Here is a 26,489-nt window from a genome sequence, read left to right on the forward strand (position 1 = left end):
AGCTTTTTGCGATGCCGCTATGCGGCAGGGGATCGACTTGCCTGAGTTTTGTGATGAAGGTCCCCGTGTCCCGCCGAAAAAAACCCCTCGCCTCCCGCTTTCGCCTGCGTCCGACCATGGTCTCGCTCGCGCTGTTCACCAGCGCATCGGCGTGGGCGGATGCATCGACGGCGCCCAGTTCGGGCGAGGTCGCTTTCAACGACATCTTCCTGCACCAGTCCGGTCACGGGCAGGTGGATATCAGTCGCTTCAGCAAAGGAAATGCGGCCGTAGCGGGCACGTACCGGGTGGATCTGCATGTCAACGAAGTCTGGCTGGGCCGGACCGAGGTGGTCTTGCGCCAGGTGGGCGCAAGCCAGGAGGTGCATCCGTGTTTCGACCGTGCACTGCTTGAGCGCATCGGCGTGGACCTTGCCGCGTTGACCCCGGAAGCCAATGCGCTGCTGGCCGATGCCGATGCCTGCCCGACGCTTGCGCGGCTTGTGCCGGACGCCGTCGCGCACTTCGACAACAGCGAGCAGCGCCTCGACCTGAGCCTGCCGCAGGTTGCCATGAGCCGTCAGCCGCGTGGCTACATCGACCCGAAGTATTGGGATGACGGGGTGACCGCAGGACGTCTGCTCTACAACGCCAGTGTTTATCACAACGCCGGGCAGGGCTTTTCCTCCACGCAGGGCTTTGTCGGGCTGAATGGCGGCGTGAACGCCGGTGCGTGGCGTTTTCGGCACAACGGCAGCCTGACGCACCACGAGCGCACCGGTACCCGCTACCAGGCGACCCAGACGTTTGTTCAGCGCTCGATTGCCTCTATCAAGAGCCAGCTGGTCTTTGGTGATGCCTACACGGACGGCACCATGTTTGACAGTGTGGGCTTTCGGGGTGTGCAACTGTCGAGCGACGACCGGATGTATCCGGAGTCGCAGCGCGGCTATGCACCGGTGGTGCACGGCATCGCCGGCAGCAATGCCCACGTGGAGATTCGCCAGAACGGCAACACAATCTACGAAACCAACGTCGCGGCCGGCGCCTTCGAGATCAACGACCTGTATCCCACCGGGTATGGCGGCGACCTGGAAGTGCGGGTGACCGAGGCCGACGGCAGCGTGCACATCTCGAAGGTGCCCTATGCCGGCGCGGTGAACGCGCTGCGGCCGGGCGTGACCCGCTATGGCGTGGCCGCCGGCCAGTACCGAAGTGCCACGGGCAACAACAAGCCGCTGATGCTGCAAGCCACCGTGCAGCGTGGCTTCACCAACCTGATCACGGGATTTGGCGGGGTCACGGTTGCGCAGGACTATGCGGCCGGGGTGATTGGCGCCGCGGTCAACACCAGCTTCGGCGCGCTGGGTGCGGACGTTACCCATGCCTCCACACGTCTGCGCAATGAGCCGGACCGTCATGGGCAGAGCTTGCGCCTGAGTTTCAGCAAGCTTGTGGAGCCCACCAACACCAACCTGACCGTCGCCGCTTATCGGTACTCCACGGGGGGCTACCTCAGCCTCGCGGATGCCGTCGCACTGGGCGATCTGGATCGGAAAGACATGGGCGTGGCCTTGTACGGCACCCCGCGTGGCCGGCTGCAACTGGTGCTGAACCAGGCGTTGCCGGGCAACTACGGCAATTTCTACGTGAGTGGTTCTACTCAGGACTACTGGCGGCGCAACGGCCGCGATACGCAGTTCCAGCTTGGCTATAACAACACCTTCCGGCGGATGAACTACGGCGTCTCCGCGGCACGGCAGTTCGATGTGAACACCGCCAAGTGGAACAGCCGCGTGATGCTGAGCGTGGGCATTCCGCTGGGGAAGGCCCCGCAAGCACCGTACTCGACGACCAGCGTTCAGACCGGCTCGTCGGGGCCTACCTCGGTGAACCAGTCGGTGACAGGCTCGTATGGCGTCGACAACGCGTTCAGCTATGGCTTGAACGCAGGGTACACCGGTGGCGGAGGCGCGAGCCATGCGACCAGCTTTGGTGCGAATGCATCGTATCTGTCGACGCTGGCGGCATTCACGGGCAGTGCCAGCAAGAGCAACACCTATACCCAGGCGTCCGCAGGGATGTCGGGCGGCATCGTTGCCTATAGCGGCGGCGTCGTCCTGACGCCGAATCTGGGCGATACCCTGGCGATCGTCGAAGCGAAGGGCGCCGCCGGTGCGCGCGTCGGCGGTGGCAGTGGCTTGCGGGTGGATCCCTGGGGGCGTGCAGTGGTGTCGAGCCTGATGCCGTTTGCCCGCAACGAGGTGGAAATCGATCCCAAGGGCCTGCCGCTGGACGTCGAACTCAAGTCGACGCTGCAACAACTGGCACCTACCGCCGGGGCCATCGTGAAGGTCTTGTTCGAGACCGCGAATCCCGGCCGGGCCGCCATCCTGCGCGTGCGGACCGCGGATGGCAAGCCGCTGCCGTTCGGTGGAGAAGTGTTCGATGCCGCCGGGAAATCGGTCGGTATGGTCGGCCAGGGCGGGCGCCTCATCGTCCGCGGCCTGAAAGAGGATGGCGGCGAACTGACGGTGGCTTCGGCCGATGGCGCGGGGCAGGCCTGCCGGCTCAGCTATCGACTCCCGGCGTTGTCGGAGGCGCGCAAGTCGATTGGCGTTGCCTCAGTCGATGCGCAATGCCTGTAGCCGCGCGGCATTGGTCCGCAAGCGCCGCCGGGATGCCGGCGGCACATGCCAACAACGGAGAATTCATGATGTCAGTGATGACAGTAGCAAAGCTTGGGCGGACGATGGCGATCACGGCAGTGGCGTGGCTTGCGCTCGCCCAGGGACAAGCCCAGGCCCAGGCGATCAGGTGTGACGCGCCGAATCCCTCCGTGCTCAATTTCCAGTTGCCCTTGGGGAACTTCGCGGTGCCTAGGGATGCGCCGGTTGGCACCCGCATTTCTCCATGGACCAGCCGACAAACTGCGGGCAGGGAGGTGTGGCGATGCACGATCCCGGCAGACGTGAATGTCGGGCCCGCTTATCGGGCCACACTGCCGCGGGCCGGGGTGGGCTATTCGGAGGGCGGAGAGAACTATGCCGTCTTCAATACCAATGTCCCGGGCGTTGGGCTGGCAATCGGGGTCAATTCCGGGACGAAAGACGGCTGGTATGGCGGCGAGAACGCGAGGCTGCACGGCGTCCCGTCAAACTGGGAAGTGGCGGTCGGCACAGTAAGCAGTGGCAGCATTTCCATCAACTTTGGCACCCGAATGAGCTTCGCATTCGTCAAAACCGGGCCGATTACGGCCGGCGCCGTGAATCTTCCGGGCGCAGTCCTCCAGGTGGGTATCGACCAGTTCTATAACGCGAGTCCATTAGCTATCGTGGATGTGAGGGTAGGTGGCCAGCCCAGCTTTTCGGAAGTGGGTTGTATCACGCCCAATATCGCTGTGAATATGGGCACGCGGTCGCACACCGATTTCCGGGGAGTGGGATCTTCCGCGCCCCCCACTTCGTTCACCATCGATGTCAACAATTGTGCCGGGCGTTTGAATGGCATCCAGTATCGGGTGGACGCGGTGACCCAGGTGCTCCACAGCGCCAACTCGGTGGTGGCGCTCGATGGGAACTCGACCGCGCAGGGGATCGGTGTCCAGTTGCTGGACGGCGCCGGCGCGGTGCTGCCCCTTGGGGTGGACAAGCCAGTCAACGGCTATAACCGGTTGTCTGGCGGAAGCTTCAAGATTCCGCTAAAGGCCCGCTATTACCAGTCTGGCGAAGTGATAAGGGGAGGCACCGCGAATACGGCGATGACTTTCACCATGACTTACCAATAGTGCGGGGCGGGGAATGTGTGGCGCGCCACGCAGCCAGGCGCATGCATGCTGTTATTCTCTGGCGTAGTCATTATGTCGATGAAAACCGCCCAGTCCTCGTGCCGCGCCTGACCCCCACCCAATACCGACGGCTGTTCTCGATCTGCGCAGTGGCCGTGCTGGTCCTGTCGCTGCTGCCGACCTCGGTGCCGCAACCGACCACCGGCTGGGACAAATCCAACCATTTCCTTGCTTTTGGGGCGCTCGCGCTACTCGGCGTGCGCGCCTGGAGCGGCCGCGTGGCGGCCGTGCTGGCTGGCCTGATGGCCTATGGCGTGCTGATCGAATGGTTGCAGGGCATGACGCCCACCCGCTCGTCCGACTGGCATGACCTGATCGCCGATGCGGTGGGGCTGGCGCTCGGCCTGCTTGCGCATGCCGCACTGACGCGGGTCTGGCCCGGTCTGTCCGGCCATCGGAAAGAGCCCCGGGCCTGACGCGCCCGGCTCAGTTGTCGAGCGATTCCAGCGTGTAGCCTGCGCCAGCATCCTGGCCGAGCAAGTCCACCAGCAGCGGCATCGCTTCCTCGATCGTTTCCTTGAGCCGCCACGGCGGGTTGACGATGAACATCCCGCTGCCATGCAGGCCGAGTCCGCCTTCCACCGGGTGCTTCACGGTCAGCGTCACATGCAGCCAGCTCTTCAGCGGCAGGCGCATCAGTTGCGCCGGCAGTTGGGTCGATTCCCGCCGCTGCACCTGCGGATACCAGATGGCATAAACGCCAGTTGCGAACCGTTCAAGGCTGTCTTCCAGAGCCTGCACGGTTCGCGCGTAGTCCTGCTTGTCTTCGTACGACGGGTCGATCAGCACCAGCGCGCGACGCGGCGGGGGCGGCAGGATGGCCTTGATGCCATTGAACCCGTCACCGTCATAGAGCATGACCTTGCGGCCCGCACCGCGGAAATTGTCGCGCAGCACCTGGATCTCGGTGCTGTGCAGCTCGAACAGCCGCAGGCGGTCCTGATCGCGCAGCATCTGCCATGCCAGCCATGGTGAACCGGGGTAGTGGCGCAGAATGCCGTCCGGGTTCTGGGCGCGTACCTGGTCCAGGAACTCGTCCAGAAAGGGGGGCAGGGTCTGGCCATCGGCGGCGGCTTGCCAGATGCGCGAAATGCCGGTTTCGAACTCGGCCTTCTTCTGTGCATAGGCGTGGTCCAGGGCGTAGAGGCCGGCGCCGGCGTGGGTGTCGATGTACCAGAACGCCTTGTCCTTCTGCGTCAGGTGCTCCAGCAACTGGACCACGACGGCGTGCTTGAGGACATCGGCATGGTTGCCGGCATGGAAGGCGTGGCGATAACTGAGCATGATGAGGCGGGATAAAGCGGGATGACGGCGCGCAAGCGCCAGCGAAAAAGGCGCCGGCGGGCGCGTGGCGCGAAGGGCGCTATGCTACCATCCGCCGCCCCCGGAAGCCCGTTTTACGGCCCGTTCCTGCGGCTGTTGCCGTCCGAAGTGTCCCGTCCGCCGATGCCTGCCATGCCGCGTGCCCTCGAGTCCGCCGAGCCGATCGTTCCCCCCGACGGCATTCCCTTTTCGCCGCGTTACGACGACGTCTACCACAGCGCGGAAGGGGGGCTGGCGCAGGCCCATCACGTGTTCCTGGGCGGTAATGGCCTGCCCGGCAACTGGGCCGGGCGCGACCAGTTCGTGATCGTGGAAACCGGCTTCGGGCAGGGGCTGAACTTCCTCGCCACCTGGCAGGCGTGGCGCCAAGACCCGCACCGCTGCCGTCGGCTTCACTTCGTTTCCGTTGAAAAACATCCATTTACGCGCGATGGACTGGCGACGCTGCACGCCGGCCTCGGCGAGCTGCTGCCGCTCGCCGAACCCCTGCAGGCGGCCTGGCCCGATGCGCTGCCGGGCTTGCATCGACTCGAATTCGAAGGCGGCGCGGTTACCTTGACGCTGGCGCTGGGCGATATCGACGCGATGCTGCCCAAGCTCGCACTTGGCGCCGATGCGTTCTATCTCGATGGCTTCTCCCCGTCCCGCAACGCGGACATGTGGTCCCAAACCGTCTTCCGGGGTCTGTCGCGGCTCGCCCGACCCGGCGCCACGCTCGCTACGTATACAGCAGCTGGCTTTGTGCGGCGTGGCTTGCAGGCGGTCGGGTTCGAGGTCACCAAAGCGCCCGGTTTCGGCGGCAAGCGCGATATGACCGTGGCGCGCTTCGCGCCGGCCTGGAAGAACAGGCGATACGCCCCCGTACCCGCCGCAGAGTGGCGAGAAAGGCATGCGATCGTCATTGGCGCAGGGTTGGCCGGCTGCGCGGTCACCGAACGGCTGGCCGCACGCGATTGGCGCGTGACGTTGTTCGACGCCCACGACGGCCCGGCGCGCCAGACCTCCAGCCATCGCGCGGCGGCCATGCACGCGCATGTTTCGTCCGATGAAAGCCTGCTGTCCCGGCTCTCGCGCGCCGGCAATCTCCATGCGCTGCGCGCGTGGTCGGCCCTCGCGGCGGCGGGGCACCCGGTGAACTGGCATGGCTGCGGCGTGCTCCAGATCGGGGAGGACGATGCCGACAACGCGGCCCAGCAGGCGGCGCTGGCCGCCCTGGGCTTCCCGGAATCGTTCGTCAGGTGGATGGACCCCGCCGAGGCGGCCGCGCGCCACGGCGCCACGGTGGCGCGCGGCGGGCTCTGGTTTCCGCGTGGCGGCTGGGTCGCGCCGCCCGAAATCTGCCGCGCCCAGCTCGACAAGGCCGGCGCGGCCCTGGATGCGCGGTTCAACTGCCGCGTTGCCGCCATCGAACATGTGGATGGGGTCTGGCAGGCGAGGGCGGCCGATGGCAGCGTGCTGGCTGCGGCGCCGGTCCTGGTGCTGGCCAATGCCCATGAGGCCGAGCGCCTCGTCTCCAACCGCTTTCTGGCCCTGCGCCGGGTGCGCGGGCAACTGACCGATCTCACCCCGGCGCAGGTCGCGGCGATGGGGGGCTGGCCCGACTGCGTGGTGACCGGCGCCGGCTACCTGCTGCCGAAAGCCCCGGATGGCGGCGCGCGCATCGGCTCGAGCTACGACGCCGACGAAGGCCCGCTGGCCGAGCGTCCCGAGGTCCACGCCGCCAACCTGGAGCGCCTCGCCACGCTGCTGCCGGACCGTGCCGCCGACGTCGCGCATCTCGATCCCGCGCAGCTGACCGGCTACGTCGGCGTGCGCACGGTGACGCACAACCGCCTGCCGCTGATCGGGCCCCTTGCGGACGAGGCGCAGGCGCTGGCCCGGTCCGGCCCGCTGCGCGGCGCCCACCTGCGGGACCTGCCCCGGCTGCCGGGGCTCTACGCGGCACTTGCGTATGCGTCGCGCGGCCTCACATGGGCGGCACTGGGCGCGGAGTTGATCGCCAGCCAGATCGAGGGCGAACCGCTGCCCGTCGAATCGGACCTGGCCGATGCCGTCGACCCGGCCCGGCTACTATTGCGGGCGCTGCGCCATGGCGACACGGCGGCAGCACCGGCTATCGATCCCGGGGCGGCCTCGGACGCGTCAGGGTAAAAACTGCCGGAAGCGAACAAAAACCGTGCGATAATCCCCGTTTTCCGTTTGCGCGGAAGCCCTTCGTTCGCGTCGGGAATCCGTAGGTTTCACTGGCCACGGCCAGGCCGGTGCGCAGGCGGTTGCGCTTAAAACTACATTTCTGGATTGGATTAACGACCATGTCGAACGTCATTGAAAACCTCGGCAAGCTGGACCGTAAGGTAACCCTGGCTATTCCCAAGGCCGAAGTGCAGAAGGAAACCCAGGAACGCCTGGTGCGCCTGTCGAAGACGGTGAAGATGTCCGGCTTCCGCCCGGGCAAGGTGCCGATGAAGATGGTCGAGAAGCAATATGGCCAGCAGGTCGAGTTCGAAGTGCGCTTCGACAAGGCCGCCCGCAAGTTCTTCGACATCACGCAGGCCCAGGACGTGAAGGTTGCGGGCCAGCCCAAGTTCGACCTGAAGACCGACGGCGTGTCGGAAGACGAAGTGGCGTTCGAAGCCACCTTCGAGGTGTACCCGGAAGTCAAGCTGGGCGACCTGGCCACGGCTGAAGTGACCCGCACCAAGACGGAAATCGGCGACGCCGAGATCGACAAGACCATCGACATCCTGCGCAAGCAGCGCGTGCACTACCACGTGCGCGGCGAGGCCGGCGCCCATGGCGACGGTGGCGCAGATGAGGCTGCCAAGAACGGCGACCGCGTGACGCTGGACTTCGTCGGCAAGATCGACGGTGTGGAATTCCCCGGCGGCAAGGCCGATGACTTCGCATTCGTGCTGGGCGAAGGCCGCATGCTGCCCGAATTCGAGCAAGCCGCGCTGGGTCTGAAGCTGGGCGAGAGCAAGACGTTCCCGCTGGCCTTCCCCGCTGACTACCACGGCAAGGAAGTGGCCGGCAAGACCGCCGAGTTCACGATCACGCTGAAGAAGGTGGAGTGGGCGCACCTGCCGGAAGTGGACGATGGCTTCGCGAAGTCGCTCGGCATCGCCGACGGCAGCGTCGAGAAGATGCGCGCCGACATCCGCGAAAACCTGGAGCGCGAAGTCAAGCGCCGCACGCACGCCATGCTGAAGGACCAGGTCATGGAAGCGCTGCTGAAGGTGAGCGAGCTGGACGTGCCCAAGGCCCTGATCGAACAGGATCAGGAACGCCTGGTGGAAATGGCCCGCCGTGACCTCGAGCAACGGGGCATGCCGAACGCCAAGGACATGCCGATTCCGGCCGAGATGTTCACCCAGCAGGCCGAGCGCCGCGTGAAGCTGGGCCTGATCCTGGCCGAGATCGTCAAGGCACACGGCCTGCAGGCCAAGCCGGAGCAGATCAAGGCCGAAATCGAGGACTTCGCGAAGAGCTACGAAGACCCGAAGGAAGTCATGCGCTGGTACTACGGCGACCAGCAGCGCCTGGCCGAAATGGAAGCCTACGTGCTCGAAAACAACGTGGTAAATTTCGTGTGCGACAAGGCCAAGGTCACGGACAAGTCGGTGTCGTTCGAGGAACTCACCGCCGAGACCAACGCGCAGCAAGCCTGAGCGTTCGCATGACCGGATCGCGCCGCCTGAATGGCGCGGCGCGCCCCGGTTGCGCGGCATCCGGCTTGGCGCGCAAGCGCTGGCCGGGGCCGATTGGCGCATTCCCTGAATACCTGGAGAACCTGCATGACCCGCAATGATTTGCTTGACCGTCTCGCCACGACGCAGGCCTCTGCTCTGGAAACCCAGGGTCTTGGGCTGGTGCCGATGGTTGTCGAGCAGTCCGGCCGGGGCGAGCGCGCGTATGACATCTACTCGCGCCTGCTCAAGGAGCGCGTGGTGTTCATGGTCGGCGAAGTGAACGACCAGACCGCAAACCTGGTCGTGGCCCAGCTGCTGTTCCTCGAGAGCGAGAATCCGGACAAGGACGTGTCGCTGTACATCAACTCGCCCGGCGGCTCGGTATCCGCCGGCCTGGCGATCTACGACACGATGCAGTTCATCAAGCCGGACGTGACCACGCTTTGCATGGGCATGGCGGCGAGCATGGGCGCCTTCCTGCTGGCGGCCGGTGCCAAGGGCAAGCGCAGCGCGCTGCCGAACTCGCGCATCATGATCCACCAGCCGCTGGGCGGTGCGCGTGGCCAGGCCTCGGACATCGAGATCCAGGCACGCGAGATCCTGTACCTGCGCGAGCGCCTGAACAGCATCCTGTCGGAAGTGACCGGCCAGCCCGTCGAGAAGATTGCCCGCGACACCGATCGCGACAACTTCATGAGCGGCGACCAGGCCGTGGACTACGGTCTGATCGACAAGGTCATCACGCGCCGCGGTTGATCCGACGCCGGTGTGTCGGAGCGGGCAGCCCACGGCCCGGCGCCGGGGCTCCCGCCACCCAGCCTGTGCCAAATGACGCAGGCTACACCGGAACGAGGCTGTGCGCCTCGTTTTTGCGTTTTGCCCCACACGCCGGGGAAGCCGCCGACTGCGCCAATTGTTTTGGCGTATGATGCGTTTAATGCGTTTCCCGTGGGGCTCTCCCGCCGTGCGGGGACCACACTGCTAATGTGACTGATTCCTATGGCGGACAAAAAAGGTTCATCCAGCGAGAAGCTTCTGTATTGCTCGTTCTGCGGCAAGAGCCAGCACGAGGTCAAGAAGCTCATCGCGGGCCCGTCGGTGTTCATTTGCGACGAATGCATCGACCTGTGCAATGAAATCATCCGTGACGAGGCCGCCGCGACCGACAAGGACGCCACAGCCGCCACGCGCTCGGACCTGCCCACGCCCCACGAAATCCGCGAAAGCCTGGATCAGTATGTGATCGGGCAGGAGCAAGCCAAGAAGATTCTGGCGGTAGCGGTGTACAACCACTACAAGCGCCTCAAGCATCTCGGCAAGAAGGATGACGTCGAACTCTCCAAGAGCAATATCCTGCTGATCGGGCCGACTGGCTCGGGCAAGACATTGCTTGCGCAGACGCTGGCCCGGCTGCTGAACGTGCCGTTCGTGATCGCCGACGCCACCACGCTGACCGAAGCCGGGTACGTGGGCGAGGATGTCGAGAACATCATTCAGAAGCTGCTCCAGAACTGCAACTACGAGGTCGAGAAGGCCCAGCGCGGCATCGTCTACATCGACGAAATCGACAAGATCTCGCGCAAGTCTGACAACCCGTCCATCACGCGTGACGTGTCGGGCGAGGGCGTGCAGCAGGCCCTGCTGAAGCTGATCGAGGGCACGATGGCCTCGGTGCCGCCGCAGGGCGGGCGCAAGCACCCGAACCAGGACTTCCTGCAGGTGGATACCACCAACATCCTGTTCATCTGCGGCGGCGCGTTTGACGGCCTGGAAAAGGTCATCATGCAGCGTTCGGACAAGACCGGCATCGGTTTTGCGGCCCAGGTGCAGAGCAAGGAAGAACGTGACGCCAGCGAGGTGCTGCCCCAGACCGAGCCGGAAGACCTGATCAAGTTCGGCCTGATTCCGGAACTGATCGGCCGCCTGCCGGTGGTGGCCACGCTGGCCAAGCTGGATGAGGCCGCGCTGATGCAGATCCTGGTCGAGCCGAAGAACGCATTGGTCAAGCAGTACCAGAAGCTGCTGGCGATGGAAGGCGTGGAGCTGGAGATTCGCCCAGCCGCACTGTCCGCCATCGCGCGCAAGGCCATCCGCCGCAAGACGGGGGCACGCGGTTTGCGTTCCATCCTGGAACAGTCGCTGATGGACGTCATGTACGACCTCCCGAACTACAAGGGGGTGCAAAAAGTGGTGATCGATGAAAATACGATTACTGGCGATGCACCGCCGCTGCTCATGTACGAGGAGCAGCAGCCCAAGGTTGCGGGGTCCAACTGACGAACGCGCCGGACCACGTGGTGCATGCCACACCGGCTAAAAAATCAAGCGGCCGTTCGCGTGAAAGCGAACGGCTTTTTTTCTTCAATTCGACGATACGAACGGGAGGAAACGCGGGTATGCTGTTTCAGAGTGGGTCACAGGTGCTTTGCGCGGCACTTTTTTGCGCGGCCTGACGGCACAAAGAATCGGGGGCGGTACCTTGCAATCGATTCCCGTGACCCTATTTACGCCTTAAATGACTGACTGGGGAAAATGATGTCCGGAACACAACTCCTCCCGGCTGAGCCGATTCGCCTCCCACTGTTGCCGCTGCGCGACGTGGTGGTGTTTCCGCACATGGTGATCCCGCTGTTCGTGGGTCGCCCGAAGTCCATCAAGGCGCTTGAGACTGCGATGGAGTCGGGCAAGAGCATCATGCTCGTGGCCCAGAAGACGGCTGCCAAGGACGAGCCGACGGCTGACGACCTGTACGAGGTCGGCTGCATCGCCAATATCCTGCAAATGCTGAAGCTGCCCGACGGCACCGTGAAGGTGCTCGTGGAAGGCACGCAACGCGCGAATATCACCGAGGTGAGCGAGGACGATTCGCACTTCATGTGCGAAGCCGTGCCTGTGCCGCCTGCGCCGGTCGAATCCGCCGAGACCGAGGCCCTGCGCCGCGCCATCGTGTCGCAGTTCGACCAGTATGTGAAGCTGAACAAGAAGATCCCGCCCGAGATCCTGACGTCGCTGTCGGGCATCGACGAGGCCGGCCGCCTGGCCGATACGATCGCCGCGCATCTGCCGATCAAGCTCGAGCAGAAGCAGAAGATCCTCGAGATGGTCAACGTGACCGAGCGTCTCGAGAGCCTGCTGTCGCAGCTCGAGGGCGAGATCGACATCCTTCAGGTGGAAAAGCGCATCCGTGGCCGCGTGAAGCGCCAGATGGAGAAGAGCCAGCGCGAGTACTACCTGAACGAACAGGTCAAGGCGATTCAGAAGGAACTGGGCGAGGGCGAGGAAGGCGCAGACCTTGAGGAGCTGGACAAGCGCATCAAGGCCGCACGCATGCCCAAGGAGGCCAAGAAGAAGGCCGACGCCGAGTTCAAGAAGCTCAAGCTGATGTCGCCGATGTCGGCCGAGGCGACCGTCGTGCGCAACTACATCGACACGCTGGTCAACCTGCCGTGGCGCAAGAAGAGCAAGGTCAACAATGACCTCGCCAATGCCGAACGTGTGCTCGACGAAGACCACTATGGCCTGGAGAAGGTCAAGGAACGGATTCTCGAGTACCTCGCGGTGCAACAGCGCGTGGACAAGGTGAAGGCGCCGATCCTGTGCCTGGTTGGCCCTCCCGGCGTGGGCAAGACCTCGCTCGGCCAGTCGGTGGCGCGCGCCACGAACCGCAAGTTCGTGCGCATGGCACTGGGCGGCGTGCGTGACGAGGCCGAGATCCGCGGCCACCGCAGGACCTATATCGGCTCGATGCCGGGCAAGATCCTGCAGAGCCTGTCGAAGGTTGGCGTGCGCAATCCGCTGTTCCTGCTCGACGAGATCGACAAGATGGGCATGGACTTCCGCGGCGATCCGTCGTCGGCGCTGCTCGAGGTGCTGGACCCGGAACAGAACCACACGTTCCAGGACCACTACATCGAGGTGGACTTCGACCTGTCGGACGTGATGTTCGTGGCGACGTCGAACTCGCTGAACATCCCGCCGCCGCTGCTGGACCGCATGGAAGTGATTCGCCTCTCGGGCTACACCGAAGACGAGAAGGTGAACATCGCCACGCGTTACCTGCTGCCCAAGCAGATCAAGAACAATGGTCTGAAGGCTGGCGAGATCGAGGTCACCGAAGCGGCCATCCGCGACATCATCCGCTACTACACCCGGGAAGCCGGTGTGCGGTCGCTGGAACGCGAGGTGTCGAAGATCGCGCGCAAGGTGGTCAAGCTGCTGCTCCTGAAGAAGGAATCGGGCGCGGTGAAGGTCGATTCGGAGAACCTGGACAAGTTCCTGGGCGTGCGCAAGTACGACTTCGGCCTGGCCGGCAAGGAAAACCAGGTGGGCCAGGTGACCGGCCTCGCGTGGACCGAGGTGGGCGGCGATCTGCTGACCATCGAGGCCGCGATCATGCCGGGCAAGGGCAACATCACGCGTACCGGCTCGCTGGGCGATGTGATGAAGGAATCGGTCGAGGCTGCGCGTTCGGTGGTGCGTTCGCGGGCACGTCGCCTGGGGATCACGGATGAGATGTTCGAGAAGCGCGACATCCACATCCACGTACCCGAAGGCGCCACGCCAAAGGATGGTCCGTCGGCCGGTGGGGCGATGACGACTGCACTCGTGTCGGTGCTGACCGGCATCCCGGTGCGGGCGGACGTGGCCATGACCGGTGAGATCACGCTGCGCGGGGAGGTGCTGCCGATCGGCGGGCTCAAGGAGAAGCTGCTGGCGGCCCATCGTGGCGGCATCAAGCTGGTGCTGATCCCCGAGGAGAACGTCAAGGATCTCGCCGAGATTCCGGACAACGTGAAGAACGCCATCGAGATCGTGCCGGTTCGCTGGATCGACAAGGTGCTGGAGCTGGCACTCGAGCGCAAGCCCGAGCCGCTGCCAGAGGAAGAGGCCAAGCCCGCCGAGGTGGCGGACAAGGCCAAGGCCCAGGTCGAGATGATTCATCACTGATTGACCGAGTGCTGTCAGGAAGATGCCGCGGGTATTCCCCGCGGCATTTTTTTTTGCGCCGCCGGGGTTGGCAAAGCGAAAAGTCTCGTATTACAATCGCGGCCTCGCAACGCAAACAGCGGCAGCCAGGCAGTAACCGCCGAGTCGTGCGAAGCGAGATTACCCAGCGGGCGCGCAAGTCCGCGATGGTCTAGTGGGTGCTTAGCTCAGCTGGTAGAGCGGCGCCCTTACAAGGCGTAGGTCGGGGGTTCGAGCCCCTCAGCACCCACCACTTCACCATCCCAAGGGAACCCACGCAGGAGTGGTAGTTCAGTTGGTTAGAATACCGGCCTGTCACGCCGGGGGTCGCGGGTTCGAGCCCCGTCCACTCCGCCAAGCAAAATCGCCCGCGCAAGCGGGTTTTTTTGTATCTGTTGTCTTCCCAGCCATTCCCCTCACGTGACGCTGCCGCATCAGCAAATGACGGTTTCGTGCCCGGCACCTGATAGAATCGCGGAGTTTGTCTTCGTGCCAACCCCTTACCAGAATCAGCATGCTTGATTTCGTACGCAACAACCGGCGCCTGATGCTTTTGCTGCTGCTGGTGCTTGTCTTCCCGTCGTTCGTATTCTTCGGCGTGGAAAGCTATTCGCGCTTCATGGACACCTCGCACGACGTCGCCAAGGTCGATGGCCGCGCGATCACCGTGCAGGAAGTGGACAATGTGGTGCGCGACCAGAGCGAGCGCATGCGCCAGATGCTGGGCAATCAGTACGATCCGCGCATGTTCGAAGGCGCCGCAGCGCGCCAGTCCGTGGTGAACCAGCTGATCCTGCAGCGCGTGGTGTCCGACGCCACCGCCAAGAAGAATCTGACGGTGTCCGACGCCCAGGTGGCGGCAGCCATCCAGAACATTCCGGCCATCGCCCAGTTGAAGACGGCGGACGGCAAGTTTGACGACAAGGCCTACATCCAGTTGCTGGCAACGCAGGGCATGACGCCCGAGCAGTTCGATGCGCGCTTGCGCTTCGAGCTGGCCACACAGCAGCTTGGCGGCGCCGTGGGCACCACGGCGTTCGTGCCGAAGTCGCTGCTGGACCGCCTGATCGCCGTGCGCGACCAGCAGCGCGACGTGCAGACGCTGACGATCAAGCCGGCCGAGTTCACGGCCAAGGTCACGGCTGATGCCGCCGCGCTGAAGGCCTACTACGACGCACATGTGTCGGCCTACACCACGCCGGAGCAGGCGAAGGTGGAGTACGTGGTGCTGTCGGGCGATGCGCTGGCCGCCAGCCAGACCGTGACGCCGGAAGAACTCAAGTCCTACTACGAGAGCAACATCGCCCGTTTCCGGACGGACGAGCAACGCCGTGCGAGCCACATCCTGATCGCCGCGCCCAAGGACGGCAAGGACGCCGACCGCAAGGCCGCGAAGGACAAGGCCACCAAGCTGCTGGAAGACCTGCGCAAGCATCCCGAGACGTTCGCCGATGTGGCGAAGAAGCAGTCGCAAGACCCGGGTTCGGCGGAGAAGGGCGGCGACCTTGGCTTCATGGGCCGCGGCGCGCTGGTCAAGCCGTTCGAGGACGCCATGTACGCGCTCAAGGACGGCCAGATCAGCGACGTGGTGGAAACCGACTACGGCTACCACATCATCAAGCTGACCGGTATCAAGCCCGCCGAGACGCAGCCGCTCGAGGCCGTGCGCCCCGAACTGGAAGCCGAACTCAAGAAGCAGCTGGCGAGCAAGAAGTACACCGAGCTGGCCGATGCCTTCGGCAATACCGTCTACGAACAGTCCGAAAGCCTCAAGCCCGCCGCCGACAAGTTCAAGCTGACGATCCAGACCGCCGACAACGTCACCCGCACGCCGAACCTGGCGCTGGGCGCGCAGAACCCGCTCAACAACGAGAAGGTGCTCAAGGCCCTGTTCAGCGACGATGTGCTCAAGAACAAGCGCAACACCGAAGCGGTGCAGGTGGGCCCGACCACGCTGGTGGCGGCACGAATCGTCGACTACCGCCCGGCCACCGCGCGCAAGTTCGAGGACGTGGAAGCCCAGGTGCGCCAGGCCTACGTCGCCCAGCAGGCTGCCGAACTGGCCCGCAAGGATGGCGAAGCCAAGCTCGAGGCGCTGAAGAAGGCCGACAGCGCCGCCGGCTTCGGCCAGACTGTGACGGTCTCGCGTGCCAAGGCAGACGGCCTGTCGCCGAAGGCGGTCGAGGCCATCATGCGTGCCGACGCAACCAAGCTGCCCGCCGTGGTCGGCGTGGACCTTGGTGCAGATGGCTATGCGATCTATCGCATCGCCAAGGTCAGCTCGCCGACCACGGCGAACCCGGGCCAGCGCGATGCCGAGGCGCAGCAGCTGGCCCAACTGGCCGGCCAGACCGAGCTCGCCGCCTACTATGAGTCCCTGAAGGCGCGGGCGAAGGTCAAGATCCTGCGTCCGATCACGGCCACCGACGTACCGGCCAGCGAAGGCGCGGCGCAGTAACCGGCGCACCTTCTCAGGCAAAAAACCCCTGCGGTCATCGACCAGCAGGGGTTTTTTGTTTTTGGGCGCGGTGACGACTGCCGATGTCGGCCGGCCTCAGCGCTTCTTCGCAGGTGACTTCAGCAGCGGCTGCAATTGGGGCCAGACGTTGTCGAGCAGCGTGGCCTGGGCAGCCGAGGTGGGGTGGATACGATCTTCCTGGAACCACTCGGGCCGGGCGATCACCTTGTCGAGGAAGAACGGCACCAGATTCACGCGGTACTCGCCGGCCAGCTTGCCATAGAGCGCGAAGAAGCGCTCGGTATAGTCGGGGCCATAATTTGGCGGAATCCGCATGCCGACCAGCACCACACCCGCGCCAGCCTGGCGCGCCGCCGTCAGTATGCCGCGCAGGTTGGTTTCGGTAGCTTGCAGGGACAGGCCGCGCAGGGCATCGTTGGCGCCAAGCTCCACCACCACGACGGCCGGCTTGTGTCGGGCGAGCAGGTCCGGCAGGCGCGTCTTGCCGCCCGAGGTGGTCTCGCCGCTGATGCTGGCATTGACGACGCTATAATCGAGGCGCTCTTTGTGCAGGCGGTTCTGCAGCAGGCTGACCCAGCCCGTGCCCCGCGCGATGCCATACTCGGCCGACAGGCTGTCACCAAGCACCAGCACCGCGGGTGCGGCAGTCGCAGCCGGTTTCGCCGCCGTTGGCGTTGTCTGGGCCTGAGCCTGGGCACCAGCCGGCAGCGCCACCATCAACATCGCCGCGCCCAGCATCGCACCGCACGCCGCCAGCGCCCGGGGGCGCCAACCGTATCCAATCCTCTCGCTCATGTCCTCTTCCATTCTCGCTGTCGAGTCACTCGGAAAGACCGTTGCCGACACGACGGGTTCGCTGACGATTTTGCACGACGTCTCGTTTTCCGTCACGCCGGGCGAAACGCTGGCCATCGTCGGCGCGTCCGGCTCGGGAAAATCCACGCTGCTGGGGCTGCTGGCGGGCCTGGACCTGCCCAGCACGGGTTCGGTGCGGCTGCACGGGCAGGACCTGTTCACGCTCGATGAAGACCAGCGCGCCGCGCTGCGCGGCCGGCACGTGGGCTTCGTGTTCCAGTCGTTCCAGTTGGTGGGCCACCTGACCGCGCTCGAGAACGTGATGCTGCCGCTCGAGCTGCGCGGCGAGACCGACCGCGTGCGCGAACGCGCCACGGAAATGCTCGAGCGCGTAGGCCTGGGCAAGCGCCTCACCCACTATCCGCGCACGCTCTCCGGCGGGGAGCAGCAGCGCGTGGCGCTGGCGCGGGCGTTCGTCGCCCGGCCGGACATCCTGTTCGCCGATGAGCCGACCGGCAGCCTCGACACGAGCACCGGCGAGGCCGTGATCGCGCTGATGTTCGAGTTGAACCGCAACGCCGGGTCCACGCTGGTGCTGGTCACGCACGACCGCTCCGTGGCGGCGCGCTGCGCCCGCATCCTGACCATCGACGCCGGCCGTGTGGCCAGCGACGAGTGGATAGGCACCGAAGTCTGACGCGCCGGCGGGCGCGGCGTCAGCCGCGCGCCAGCACGCGGCGCGCGCGGGCGATCAGCGCCGCCGTGGACGCATCGTGGGTGGCGTGGGCGCTGCCATTGAGTTCGGCCTCGATCGGGCGCGCGAGGATCTTGCCCAGCTCCACGCCCCACTGGTCGAACGAATTGATGTTCCACACAACGCCCTGCACGAAGGTGCGGTGCTCGTAGAGCGCGATCAGCGCGCCGAGCACATGCGGCGTCAGGTCTTCCATCAGCAGCGTGTTGCTCGGGCGGTTGCCCTCGAACACCATGTGGGGCAGGCGGTCCTCATCGGTCATGCCGGCCGCCCGCAACTCTTCCGCGCTGCGTCCGCGCATCAGCGCCTCGGCCTGCGCGAAGCAGTTGGCCAGCAGCTTGGCATGGTGGCCGGGCAGGCTGCGCGGGGGCACCAGCGGGGCCACGAAGTCGACCGGCACGATCTGCGAGCCCTGGTGAATCATCTGGAAGTAGGCGTGCTGGCCGTTGGTGCCGGCCGTGCCCCAGACCACGGGCGAGGTCTGCACGTGCGCCGGCTGGCCGTCCAGTTGCACCGACTTGCCGTTGCTCTCCATCTCCAGCTGCTGCAGGAAGGCCGGGAACAGTTCGAGCGAGGTCGAGTACGGCGCCATGCAGCTGGTTGGCATGCCGAAGAAATTCCGATACCAGATGCCCAGCATCGCCATCACCACGGGCATGTTGCGCGCCAGCGGGGCGGTGCGGAAGTGGTCGTCCATGGCGCGCGCGCCGAGCAGCAGGTCGTCGAAGGCATCGAAGCCCACGGCCAGCGCAATCGACAGGCCCACCGAGGACCACAGCGAGAAGCGGCCGCCAATCCAGTCCCAGAATTCGAACATGTTGGCGGGGTCGATGCCGAACTCGGTCACCGCCTCGCGGTTGGTGGACACCGCCACGAAATGCCGCGCGAGCTGGTTCTCGGCCACGCCATTGCGCAGGAACCAGTCGCGCATGCTGCGCGCGTTGGCCATGGTTTCGAGCGTGGTGAACGTCTTGGAGCAGATGATGACCAGCGTGCGGGCCGGGTTGAGGCGGAGGAGCGTTTCGGCCAGCTCGGTGCCATCCACATTCGAGACGAAGTGGATGCGCGGCCCGGTCTGGTCGCCCAGATGCGCCAGCGCGCGGCAGACCATGCGCGGGCCGAGGTCGGAACCGCCGATGCCGATGTTGACGACGTCGGTGATGGTCTGGCCGGTGGAGCCTGTCCAGGCGCCGCCGCGCACGCGTTCGGAGAAGTCCTGCATGCGGCAGCGCACGTCGTGGATGGCTGGCATCACGGAGACGCCATCCACCTTGAACGGCGCATCGGGCAGCGCGCGCAGCGCCACATGCAGGGCGGCGCGGTCTTCGGTGGTGTTGATGTGTTCGCCCGCGAACATGGCGTCCCGGCGCTGCGTCACGCCGGCTTCCTCGGCCAGCTTCATCAGCAGCGCAAAGGTTTCGAACGTGATGCGATTCTTGGAGTAGTCCAGGTACAGGCCGGCGGCTTCCAGCGAGAAGTCCTCGACCCGTCGGGCAGCTTCCGCTTCGGCAAACCAGTCCTGCATCGGCGTGTGGCGGATGGCGTCGTGGTGTTGGCGAAGGGCGGTCCAGGCGTGGAGTTCAGTCGGCATGCGGTGTTCGGTTTGTCAGGGAGGGCAAACGCCCGGCGCGGCGGGCAGCGCTAGTATATCGCCGGAATTTGGCGGCACATGCGCGGTAACGGACGGATATTTCCCGTCTTTTGTTTCGATTGCGTCACCAAGGGCAGATGGGCGGACGCACAAGCTACCTTAGCAGCGATGGCGCCCGTGTTTTATCGGACATTGTCCGACGTGGTGCGTTCCCCCGGCGCCTCTCAAGTGCGCGGACGGGCGCGTGCCGCGAGCCGGCCCGCCACACGGCGCAGCAACGGCTCCCCGCCGGCCACGCAGACGCCGCCCGCGCAGATGACTGCAATGCCGAGCGCGGTGGTCCAGTCCGGCAACTGGCCGAAGGCGAAGTACCCGACCACGGTGGCCGAGAAGATCTGCAGGTACAGGAAGGGGCTCAGGAACGAGGCATCGGCGTACTGGAACGCCCGGATCACGAAGTAATGCCCGAGTGACCCGGTGATGCCGGCGGACAGCAGCAGCGCGGCCTGCGCCGGCGTGGGCACTGCCTCGAACCAGAAGAACGGCACGATGAGCGTGGTCAGCACCGCGCCGGTCACGCCGCTCTGGATCAGCGTGGTCATCGGTGCGTCATGGGCGGCAATGTGGCGCGTCAGCATTTGCAGCAGCGCAAACAACATCGCAGAGAGCAACCCGAGCCCCACGCCGAGCGCGCTCAACTCGCCGCCGGGCCGCACCACCACCAGCATGCCGGCGAAGCCGATGCCGACGCCTATCCAGCGCGTCCAGCGCGCGTGCGCGCCCGGGCGCTCGCCGAGCAGCCACGGCGACAGCGCCACCACGAACAGCGGCGCGCAGAAGTTGAGCGCGGTGGCCTGCGCTAGCGGCATCAGGCGCAGCACGCTGAAGAACACCAGCGTCGAGGCCAGCATCAGCACGCCGCGCAGCCACTGGAGGCGCGGCCGCGAGGGCCGATATTGCAGGCGCCAGCGCGCCGGCCCCAGCAACAGGAAGATGGCCACCACGTGGCCGAGGTAGCGCACCCATGCCACCGCGGCCACGGGCAGCCCCTGCTGGGTCAGCGTCTTGCCGGTGGCGTCGAGCAGGCTCAGGATCCATTGGCCGAGCACCAGCAGCGCGATGCCGGTCAGCAGGCGGCGGCGTGGATCGTCGCCCGTGGCGAGACTGGCGGCCTGGGTCATGCCGGCTGGCCCTGGATCAGCGCATTGAGGATGGCCCGGGCGGGCAGGTAGAGTTCGCTCGCGGTCATGCCGGCCGGACCGGTACCGCTGCCGACGAGCCGGTCGGCGGCGCGCCCATGGATCCAGACCGCCGCGCAGGCGGCGTCCGTCGGCGCCATGCCTTGCGCCAGCAGCGCGCCGATCATGCCGGCCAGCACATCGCCCGTACCTGCCGTGGCCAGCGCGGCGTTGCCGGTTGGATTGATGGCGATGCTGTCCGCGCCAGCCGCCGCGATGAGCGTGCCGGAGCCCTTCAGCACAATCGTGGCCTGCCATGCGGCGGCCAGCGCCCGCGCGGCACTGAGCCGGTCGCGCTGGATCTCGGCCACGGTGCAGCCGAGCAGCCGCGCCGCTTCCAGCGGATGCGGCGTCATCACGTGCGGCACGCCGCTGGCGCGCAGGGCATCAGCCAGCGTCTTGTCGCCAGCCAGCAGGTTCAGCGCATCGGCATCAAGCACGAGCGGCGGGGGAGAGCCCACCTGGGCGCAGGTGTCGATCCAATGCCCCAGCAGCTTGCCCGCCGCGCCGCCGGTGCCCATGCCCGGCCCGATGACCAGCGCGGACATGGTCTCGATGGCCAAGTCGGCCACTTCGTGCAGCATCAGTTCGGGCTGGACCGGGTCCATCAACGGCGCCGGCTGGGCGAGGAAGCCTACGTGCACGCGCCCCGCGCCCAGATGCAGCGCGGCGCGCGCGCCGAGCAGCGGCGCCCCGGCCATGCCGTGGTTGCCGCCGAGTACCGCCAGCGAGCCGAAGGTACCCTTGTTCACCGCATGCGGCCGCCCCGGCAGCGCATCGCGGAATGCGCCCGGCAGGTTCACATGGGCGATGGCGGCCTGCGTGGGCGGATAGGGCAGGCCGAGCGGGGCGATGTCGATCTCGCCTGCGCAGTCGCGGCCGTCTAGCGTCAGCAGGCCCGGCTTGGCGGCGATGAAAGTCAGCGTGCGGCGCGCGCGGATGGCCGGCCGGCCCGCGCCGGTATCGGCAAACAACCCGCTCGGGATGTCCAGCGCGTACACCGGCAGTCCGGCGGCGTTTACATGGTCGATCCAGCGCGCCACGTTGCCATCCGCCGGGCGATTCAGGCCGATGCCGAGCAGGCCGTCGACCAGGGCCGTGCAGCCCGCCGGCCAGGGCGGCAGGGCGGCGGTGGCGTTGGATGGGGCGGCCGGCACGGCCAGTAGCGGCACGCCGGCCGTGCGGGCCTCGGTCCATGCCCGCGAGGCATCGGGCGGGAGCCGGTCGGTCTCGGCAGTCAGCCAGACTTCGACCTGCCGCCCCGACTGGTGCAGCCGCGTGGCCGCGACCAGCGCATCGCCGCCATTGTTGCCGGCGCCGGCGAGCAGGACGATGCGGCCGTCCGGCACCTGCTGCGCCAGCCAGTCGGCGGCGGCATGGCCGGCGCGCGTCATCAGCGTGAAGGCGGGCAGGGCCGCCAGCGCGGCGTGCTCGATCTCGCGGATCGTGGCTACGTTATGGAGCGGCGTGGCATCGGTGCCAGCGGGGTCGAGCGGCAGCCAGTCGTGCGGTGAGGAAGACGCGGAAGGCGGGGAGGACGGGGAGGGGGAGGCGGTCATGGTCGGCATCCAGCCAGTATCGGGGCCAGTATCAGGCGGGGGCCAGGCCGTAGCGCGCGGGGGTGAGGCCGTCCATGTCGATGGCGGGCCCGTCGCCTTGTCCCGCGCTCGCGGCAATCTGGTCCGCCGCGATTTTGCCCGATCCGCAGCCCATCGCCCAGCCCGTGGAGCCGTGGCCGAGGTTCAGGAACAGGCCGGGCACGCGGGTGGCGCCGATCAGCGGCGGGCCGTCCGGCAGCATCGGCCGGGCGCCGGCCCACAGCGTGGCCTCGTTGTAGTGGCCGGCCACCGGGAACCAGTCGCGCGCCACCTTGATCAGCGTGTCGAGCGCGGCGGGGCGCGGGTCCAGCCGGCGCGAGCCGAGTTCCGCCGTGCCCGCCACGCGCAGCCGGTTGCCCATGCGCGTGATGGCTACCTTGTACGACTCGTCCATCAGGGCGGCGAGCGGCGCCTGCAATTCGTCGCGCACCATGACCGTGGCCGAGTAGCCCTTTACCGGATAGAGCGGCACGCGCAGCCCAAGCGGGCGCAGCAGCGCGGCGCTGCCGACGCCGGCGGCCACCAGCACGCGGTCCGCACGGAGCGTCTCGGGCGTGGCGCCGCGCGGGGCGGCCAGTTCGACGATCAGGCCGCCATTGTCGGCGGCGCGCAGCCGGGCCACGTCGGTATCGAGCCGGAATTGCACGCCCGCCGCCTCGGCATGCTGGTGCAGCCGTCGCACGAACATCGGGCAGTTGCCCGATTCGTCCTCGGGAAGGTGCAGGCCGCCAGCCAGCGCCGTGTCGGCGGCCAGGCCGGGTTCGATCCGCCGGCACCCGGCGGCATCCACCAGTTGATGGGGTACGTGGTTCTCGCGCAGCACGGCCAGCGCCGGCGCGGCGAGGTCAAGATCCCGCTGGGTGCGGAACAATTGCAGATAGCCGCGCGACTGCTCGTACTCGATCTCGAGTTCCGCGCGCAGCCCGTGCAGGCAGTCGCGGCTGTAGAACGCCAGGCGCTGCATGCGCAGCTTGTTGGCGCGATAGCGCTCCGGCTGGCACTCGCGCAGCCAGCGGCCGATCCAGCGCCACATGGCCGGATCGGCGCTGGGCCGGAAGACAACGGGGGATTCGCGCTGGCACAGCGTCCGCAGGATCTTGCCCGGCATGCCCGGCGCGGCCCACGGCGTGACATAGCCCGGCGCGATCACGCCGGCGTTGCCGAAGCTGGCCTCCTGCGCCGGCGCGCCGCGCCGTTCGATCACCGTCACGGAGAAACCGGCCTGGCGCAGGTACCAGGCGGAGCACACGCCGATCACGCCGGCACCGATCACGATCACATGCATCTTGGCGGTCTGTCCCTGTGTCGATGAATCCCGTCGATGGCGCCTCCGCTACTTCAGCTCCTTCGCCATCACCACGTCCGGCAGCCACGTGACCACGGCCGGCCAGACCGTCACGATGGCGATGGCAAGCACCATCATCATGAAGAATGGCAGCGATACCCGGGCGATGTAGTTGCTGTCCTTGCCGGTCATGCTCTGCAACACGAACAGGTTGAACCCGACCGGCGGCGTGACCTCGGCAATCTCCACCAGCAGCACGATGAAGATGCCGAACCATACCAGATCGAAGCCGGCCTGTTGCACCATCGGCAGCACCGTGGCGGTGGTCAGGGCGATCATCGAGATCCCGTCCAGGGCGGTGCCGAGGATGATGTAGATGATCGTCAGCACCCCGATCAGCGCCCACGGAGACAGGTGCAGCGCCGCCACCCACTCCGCCAGCGCGCGCGGAATGCCCGTGAAGCTCATGGTCACCGAGAGGAACGACGTGGCGCCCAGCACGAACATGATCATCGCCGTGAGCCGCGTGGCCGACATCAGGCTGTCCCAGAACGCGCGGCGCGTGAGCGAGCCGCCCACCCAGGCCAGCGCCAGCGACGCCACCACGCCATAGGCCGCGGCCTCGGTGGCGGTGGAGTAGCCGGCCATCATGATCCAGGTGATGAAAGCGATCAGCACGATGCACGGCATCAACTGGCGGATGGAGGCCAGCCGCGAGCGCCAGCCGAAGGTCTCGGCGGGCGGCACGCGCTTCGGGTTCATCAGCGCCCAAACCACGATGTAGCCCGAGAACAGCAGCATCAGCAGCAGCCCGGGCAGGAAGCCGGCCAGGAATACGCGGATGATCGACACATCGGCGGACACCGCGTACACCACCATGGTGATCGACGGCGGAATCAGGATGCCCAGCGTGCCGGCCGTGGCGAGCGAGCCGAGCGTGATGCGCTCGTCGTAGCCGCGCCGGGTCAGCTCGGGCAGCGCCGACTTGGCGATGGTCGCGCAGGTAGCCGCCGACGAGCCCGACACCGAGCCGAAGATGCCGCAGCCCAGGATGTTCACGTGCATCAGCCGGCCCGGCAGCCAGTTGAGCCAGGGCGAGAGCCCCGAGAACATCTGCTCGGACAGCTTGGTCCGGAACAGGATCTCGCCCATCCAGACGAACAGCGGCAGCGAGGCCAGCGTGTAGGAGGCGCTCGACGACCACCACGCGTTGGCCAGGTTGACCAGCGCGTCGTGGTCCGAGAACACCACCAGCCCCACCCACGATGTGACCGCGATGGCCACCGGAATCCACGCCCCCACCGCCAGGAAGACCACCAGCACCACCAGCAGGATCAATGCGACCAGAACGGTACTCATCAGATCGTCTCCCCGAAGTCGCCCGACGCCAGCTTGGCCTCCTGCGCCAGCTGGTAGCGCGGCTTCTGGCGCCGCACCACGCGCAGCCATTCGTCGGCCACGGCCAGCAGGAAGCCCACCGCGCCGATCACGGCGAAACTCTGCGGAATCCAGAGCGGAATCACGATCTGCCCCTGCGACACATCGCCAATGTCCCAACTCTGCCAGGCGAAGGTACCCAGCGCCCAGGACGCGTAGCCGGCGAACAGCAGGCAGATGGAGAGCGAGAGCAGCTCCAGCATCCAGCGGCGGCGCGGCCCGGCGGCCTCGAGCAGCATCTCCACGCGCACGATGCCGCCGTGCTGGAAGGTCTGCCCGAGGACGAGGAAGGCCGAGGCGGCGCAGAGCCAGGCGACGATGTCGTCGCCGCCCTTGAGCGTGATGGTGGTCTCGCGCGAGATCGACATCGCAATCATGACGATGCACACGGCAAGGATGCAGAGCGCGCCCAGCACGGCGCAGAAGTCCAGCCAGCGGTCCAGCCAGCGCTTGTCAGGCAACGGAGTGGTCATGGGGGTTACTTCTTGTAGGCGCCGAGGATAGCCTTGCCGTCGTCGCCGGCGCTCTTGGCCCATTCGTCGACCATGACCTGGCCCACCTTCTGCATGTCGCTCTTCAGCTGGGGCGAGGGCGGCGCGACGGTCATGCCGTTCTTCGCCAGCGTGGCGAGGTAGTCGCGCGTCTTCTGCTCGGAGACCTGCCAGCCGCGCTTCTCGGCATCGGCCACGGCCTTGAGCAGGGCGTCCTGCGTGGGCTTGTCCAGTGCGGCGAAGGCCTTCTTGCTGACCACCAGCATGTTCTTGGGCAGCCAGGCATCCACGGTGTAGAAGTACTTGACCGATTCCCAGACCTTGGTGTCCACGCCGGTGGCGCCGGAGGACATGAACGAGTTGACCGTGCCGGTGGCCAGCGCCTGGGCGAGGTCGGCCGCCTGGATCGTCACGGGCTGGGCGCTGACCAGTTCGGCGATCTTCGACGTGGCCGGGTTATAGGCGCGCCATTTCAGGCCCTTCATGTCGCCGGCGCTGTTGATTGGCTTGTTGGCGTAGATGCCCTGCGGCGGCCAGGCCACGGCGTAGAGCAGCTTCATGCCCTGGCGGTCCAGCACCTTCTCGGTGACGGGCTTGGAGGCCTCCCAGAGCTTGAACGAATCGGCGTAGCTGGTGGCCAGGAACGGCACGGCATCCACGCCGAAGACCGGGTTCTCGTTGGCCAGCGTCGACATCAGGATTTCGCCCATCTGCACCTGGCCGGTCTGCACGCCGCGCTTGATTTCGTTGGCCTTGAGCAGCGAGCCATTAGGATGGAGCAGGATCTTGAGCTTGCCGCCGGTGGCCTTCTCCACGTCGTTGGCCATCTGCTGCAGGTTCTCGGTGTGCAGGTTGGTGGCCGGATAGCCGGTGGGCAGGTCCCACTTGGTGTCCGCCCATGCTGCCGTGCTGCCCAGCAGCAGGGCTGCCGCCGCAACTGCCATTGCCTTGACTCGCATCTCGATCTCTCCTGGTGTTGCGCGTGGGCGCCTGCCCGACTGCGCGGGTTGGAACTCTT

19 protein-coding genes and 2 tRNA genes are annotated in these 26,489 nt (G+C 66.3%); 12 read left to right on the forward strand and 9 right to left on the reverse strand.

The annotated features are described in order from the left end of the window. Nucleotides 1-53: 53 nt before the first annotated feature. From AB4120_RS04915 to AB4120_RS04925, 3 genes are all read left to right on the forward strand, one after another. The gene (locus AB4120_RS04915; protein ID WP_441641916.1) at nucleotides 54-2,627 is read left to right on the forward strand and encodes a fimbria/pilus outer membrane usher protein; all 2,574 of its coding nucleotides are present in this window, start codon (nucleotides 54-56) and stop codon (nucleotides 2,625-2,627) included. A gap of 65 nt (nucleotides 2,628-2,692) precedes the next feature. Continuing rightward, on the forward strand, nucleotides 2,693-3,766 hold the full coding sequence (locus AB4120_RS04920; protein ID WP_187645156.1) for a fimbrial protein: 1,074 nt from the start codon (nucleotides 2,693-2,695) through the stop codon (nucleotides 3,764-3,766). 41 nt (nucleotides 3,767-3,807) lie between these two features. Then, nucleotides 3,808-4,242, forward strand: coding sequence for a VanZ family protein (locus AB4120_RS04925; RefSeq protein WP_149136115.1), 435 nt, complete (start codon nucleotides 3,808-3,810; stop codon nucleotides 4,240-4,242). Nucleotides 4,243-4,252: 10 nt separating this feature from the next. Here AB4120_RS04925 and AB4120_RS04930 read toward each other — a convergent pair whose 3' ends face one another. After that, nucleotides 4,253-5,110, reverse strand: a complete 858-nt coding sequence (locus AB4120_RS04930; RefSeq protein WP_441641917.1) for a 23S rRNA (adenine(2030)-N(6))-methyltransferase RlmJ — start codon at nucleotides 5,108-5,110, stop codon at nucleotides 4,253-4,255. A gap of 171 nt (nucleotides 5,111-5,281) precedes the next feature. On the opposite strand from AB4120_RS04930, the gene mnmC reads away from it, so the two are divergent. The 8 genes from mnmC (at nucleotide 5,282) to AB4120_RS04970 (ending at nucleotide 16,261) form a co-directional block, all read left to right on the forward strand. Beyond that, nucleotides 5,282-7,300, forward strand: coding sequence for a bifunctional tRNA (5-methylaminomethyl-2-thiouridine)(34)-methyltransferase MnmD/FAD-dependent 5-carboxymethylaminomethyl-2-thiouridine(34) oxidoreductase MnmC (gene mnmC, locus AB4120_RS04935; protein ID WP_441641918.1), 2,019 nt, complete (start codon nucleotides 5,282-5,284; stop codon nucleotides 7,298-7,300). 161 nt (nucleotides 7,301-7,461) lie between these two features. Further along, on the forward strand, nucleotides 7,462-8,817 hold the full coding sequence (gene tig, locus AB4120_RS04940; protein ID WP_149136114.1) for a trigger factor: 1,356 nt from the start codon (nucleotides 7,462-7,464) through the stop codon (nucleotides 8,815-8,817). Nucleotides 8,818-8,943: 126 nt separating this feature from the next. Continuing rightward, nucleotides 8,944-9,594: an ATP-dependent Clp endopeptidase proteolytic subunit ClpP gene (clpP, locus tag AB4120_RS04945; protein ID WP_144195613.1), complete on the forward strand. Its 651-nt coding sequence runs from the start codon at nucleotides 8,944-8,946 to the stop codon at nucleotides 9,592-9,594. A gap of 243 nt (nucleotides 9,595-9,837) precedes the next feature. Beyond that, nucleotides 9,838-11,115: an ATP-dependent Clp protease ATP-binding subunit ClpX gene (gene clpX / locus AB4120_RS04950; protein ID WP_144195611.1), complete on the forward strand. Its 1,278-nt coding sequence runs from the start codon at nucleotides 9,838-9,840 to the stop codon at nucleotides 11,113-11,115. A 258-nt stretch (nucleotides 11,116-11,373) separates the two neighbouring features. Further along, on the forward strand, nucleotides 11,374-13,785 hold the full coding sequence (gene lon / locus AB4120_RS04955; RefSeq protein ID WP_441642015.1) for an endopeptidase La: 2,412 nt from the start codon (nucleotides 11,374-11,376) through the stop codon (nucleotides 13,783-13,785). A 195-nt stretch (nucleotides 13,786-13,980) separates the two neighbouring features. Further along, nucleotides 13,981-14,056 (forward strand) — tRNA-Val (locus AB4120_RS04960). Nucleotides 14,057-14,083: 27 nt separating this feature from the next. Beyond that, nucleotides 14,084-14,160: transfer RNA gene (locus AB4120_RS04965), tRNA-Asp, on the forward strand. A 157-nt stretch (nucleotides 14,161-14,317) separates the two neighbouring features. Beyond that, nucleotides 14,318-16,261, forward strand: coding sequence for a SurA N-terminal domain-containing protein (locus tag AB4120_RS04970; protein ID WP_441641919.1), 1,944 nt, complete (start codon nucleotides 14,318-14,320; stop codon nucleotides 16,259-16,261). Nucleotides 16,262-16,357: 96 nt separating this feature from the next. Here the strand turns inward: AB4120_RS04970 and AB4120_RS04975 are convergent, their stop codons facing one another. Next, nucleotides 16,358-17,077 carry an arylesterase gene (locus AB4120_RS04975; protein WP_262389607.1) on the reverse strand — a complete coding sequence of 240 codons (720 nt, stop codon included), beginning with the start codon at nucleotides 17,075-17,077 and terminating at the stop codon, nucleotides 16,358-16,360. Here AB4120_RS04975 and AB4120_RS04980 point away from each other — a divergent pair. Continuing rightward, nucleotides 17,076-17,774 (forward strand): ABC transporter ATP-binding protein, encoded by a 699-nt coding sequence (locus AB4120_RS04980; protein ID WP_149136112.1) that lies wholly within the window; start codon nucleotides 17,076-17,078, stop codon nucleotides 17,772-17,774. The two genes, AB4120_RS04975 and AB4120_RS04980, sit on opposite strands and share 2 nt — an antisense overlap. A 19-nt stretch (nucleotides 17,775-17,793) precedes the next feature. Here AB4120_RS04980 and pgi read toward each other — a convergent pair whose 3' ends face one another. The 7 genes from pgi to AB4120_RS05015 form a co-directional block, all read right to left on the reverse strand. Beyond that, entirely contained in the window at nucleotides 17,794-19,422 is a 1,629-nt protein-coding gene (gene pgi / locus AB4120_RS04985) for a glucose-6-phosphate isomerase (protein ID WP_149136111.1), read from the reverse strand. Between the two features lie 224 nt (nucleotides 19,423-19,646). Beyond that, nucleotides 19,647-20,603, reverse strand: a complete 957-nt coding sequence (locus AB4120_RS04990) for a DMT family transporter (RefSeq protein ID WP_144195603.1) — start codon at nucleotides 20,601-20,603, stop codon at nucleotides 19,647-19,649. Continuing rightward, nucleotides 20,600-22,219: an NAD(P)H-hydrate dehydratase gene (locus AB4120_RS04995; protein WP_441641920.1), complete on the reverse strand. Its 1,620-nt coding sequence runs from the start codon at nucleotides 22,217-22,219 to the stop codon at nucleotides 20,600-20,602. Before AB4120_RS04995 ends, AB4120_RS04990 begins: the two co-directional genes overlap by 4 nt. 31 nt (nucleotides 22,220-22,250) lie before the next feature. Further along, entirely contained in the window at nucleotides 22,251-23,543 is a 1,293-nt protein-coding gene (locus AB4120_RS05000) for a D-amino acid dehydrogenase (RefSeq protein ID WP_441641921.1), read from the reverse strand. A gap of 48 nt (nucleotides 23,544-23,591) precedes the next feature. Then, complete coding sequence (locus tag AB4120_RS05005) at nucleotides 23,592-24,902, reverse strand: TRAP transporter large permease (protein ID WP_441641922.1); 1,311 nt, start codon at nucleotides 24,900-24,902, stop codon at nucleotides 23,592-23,594. Further along, entirely contained in the window at nucleotides 24,902-25,453 is a 552-nt protein-coding gene (locus AB4120_RS05010; protein WP_149136108.1) for a TRAP transporter small permease subunit, read from the reverse strand. Before AB4120_RS05010 ends, AB4120_RS05005 begins: the two co-directional genes overlap by 1 nt. A gap of 5 nt (nucleotides 25,454-25,458) precedes the next feature. After that, nucleotides 25,459-26,430 (reverse strand): TRAP transporter substrate-binding protein, encoded by a 972-nt coding sequence (locus AB4120_RS05015; RefSeq protein ID WP_149136107.1) that lies wholly within the window; start codon nucleotides 26,428-26,430, stop codon nucleotides 25,459-25,461. Nucleotides 26,431-26,489: the final 59 nt, after the last annotated feature.

Source organism: Cupriavidus sp. 2KB_3 (genome assembly GCF_052115685.1).
Taxonomy (GTDB): domain Bacteria; phylum Pseudomonadota; class Gammaproteobacteria; order Burkholderiales; family Burkholderiaceae; genus Cupriavidus; species Cupriavidus campinensis.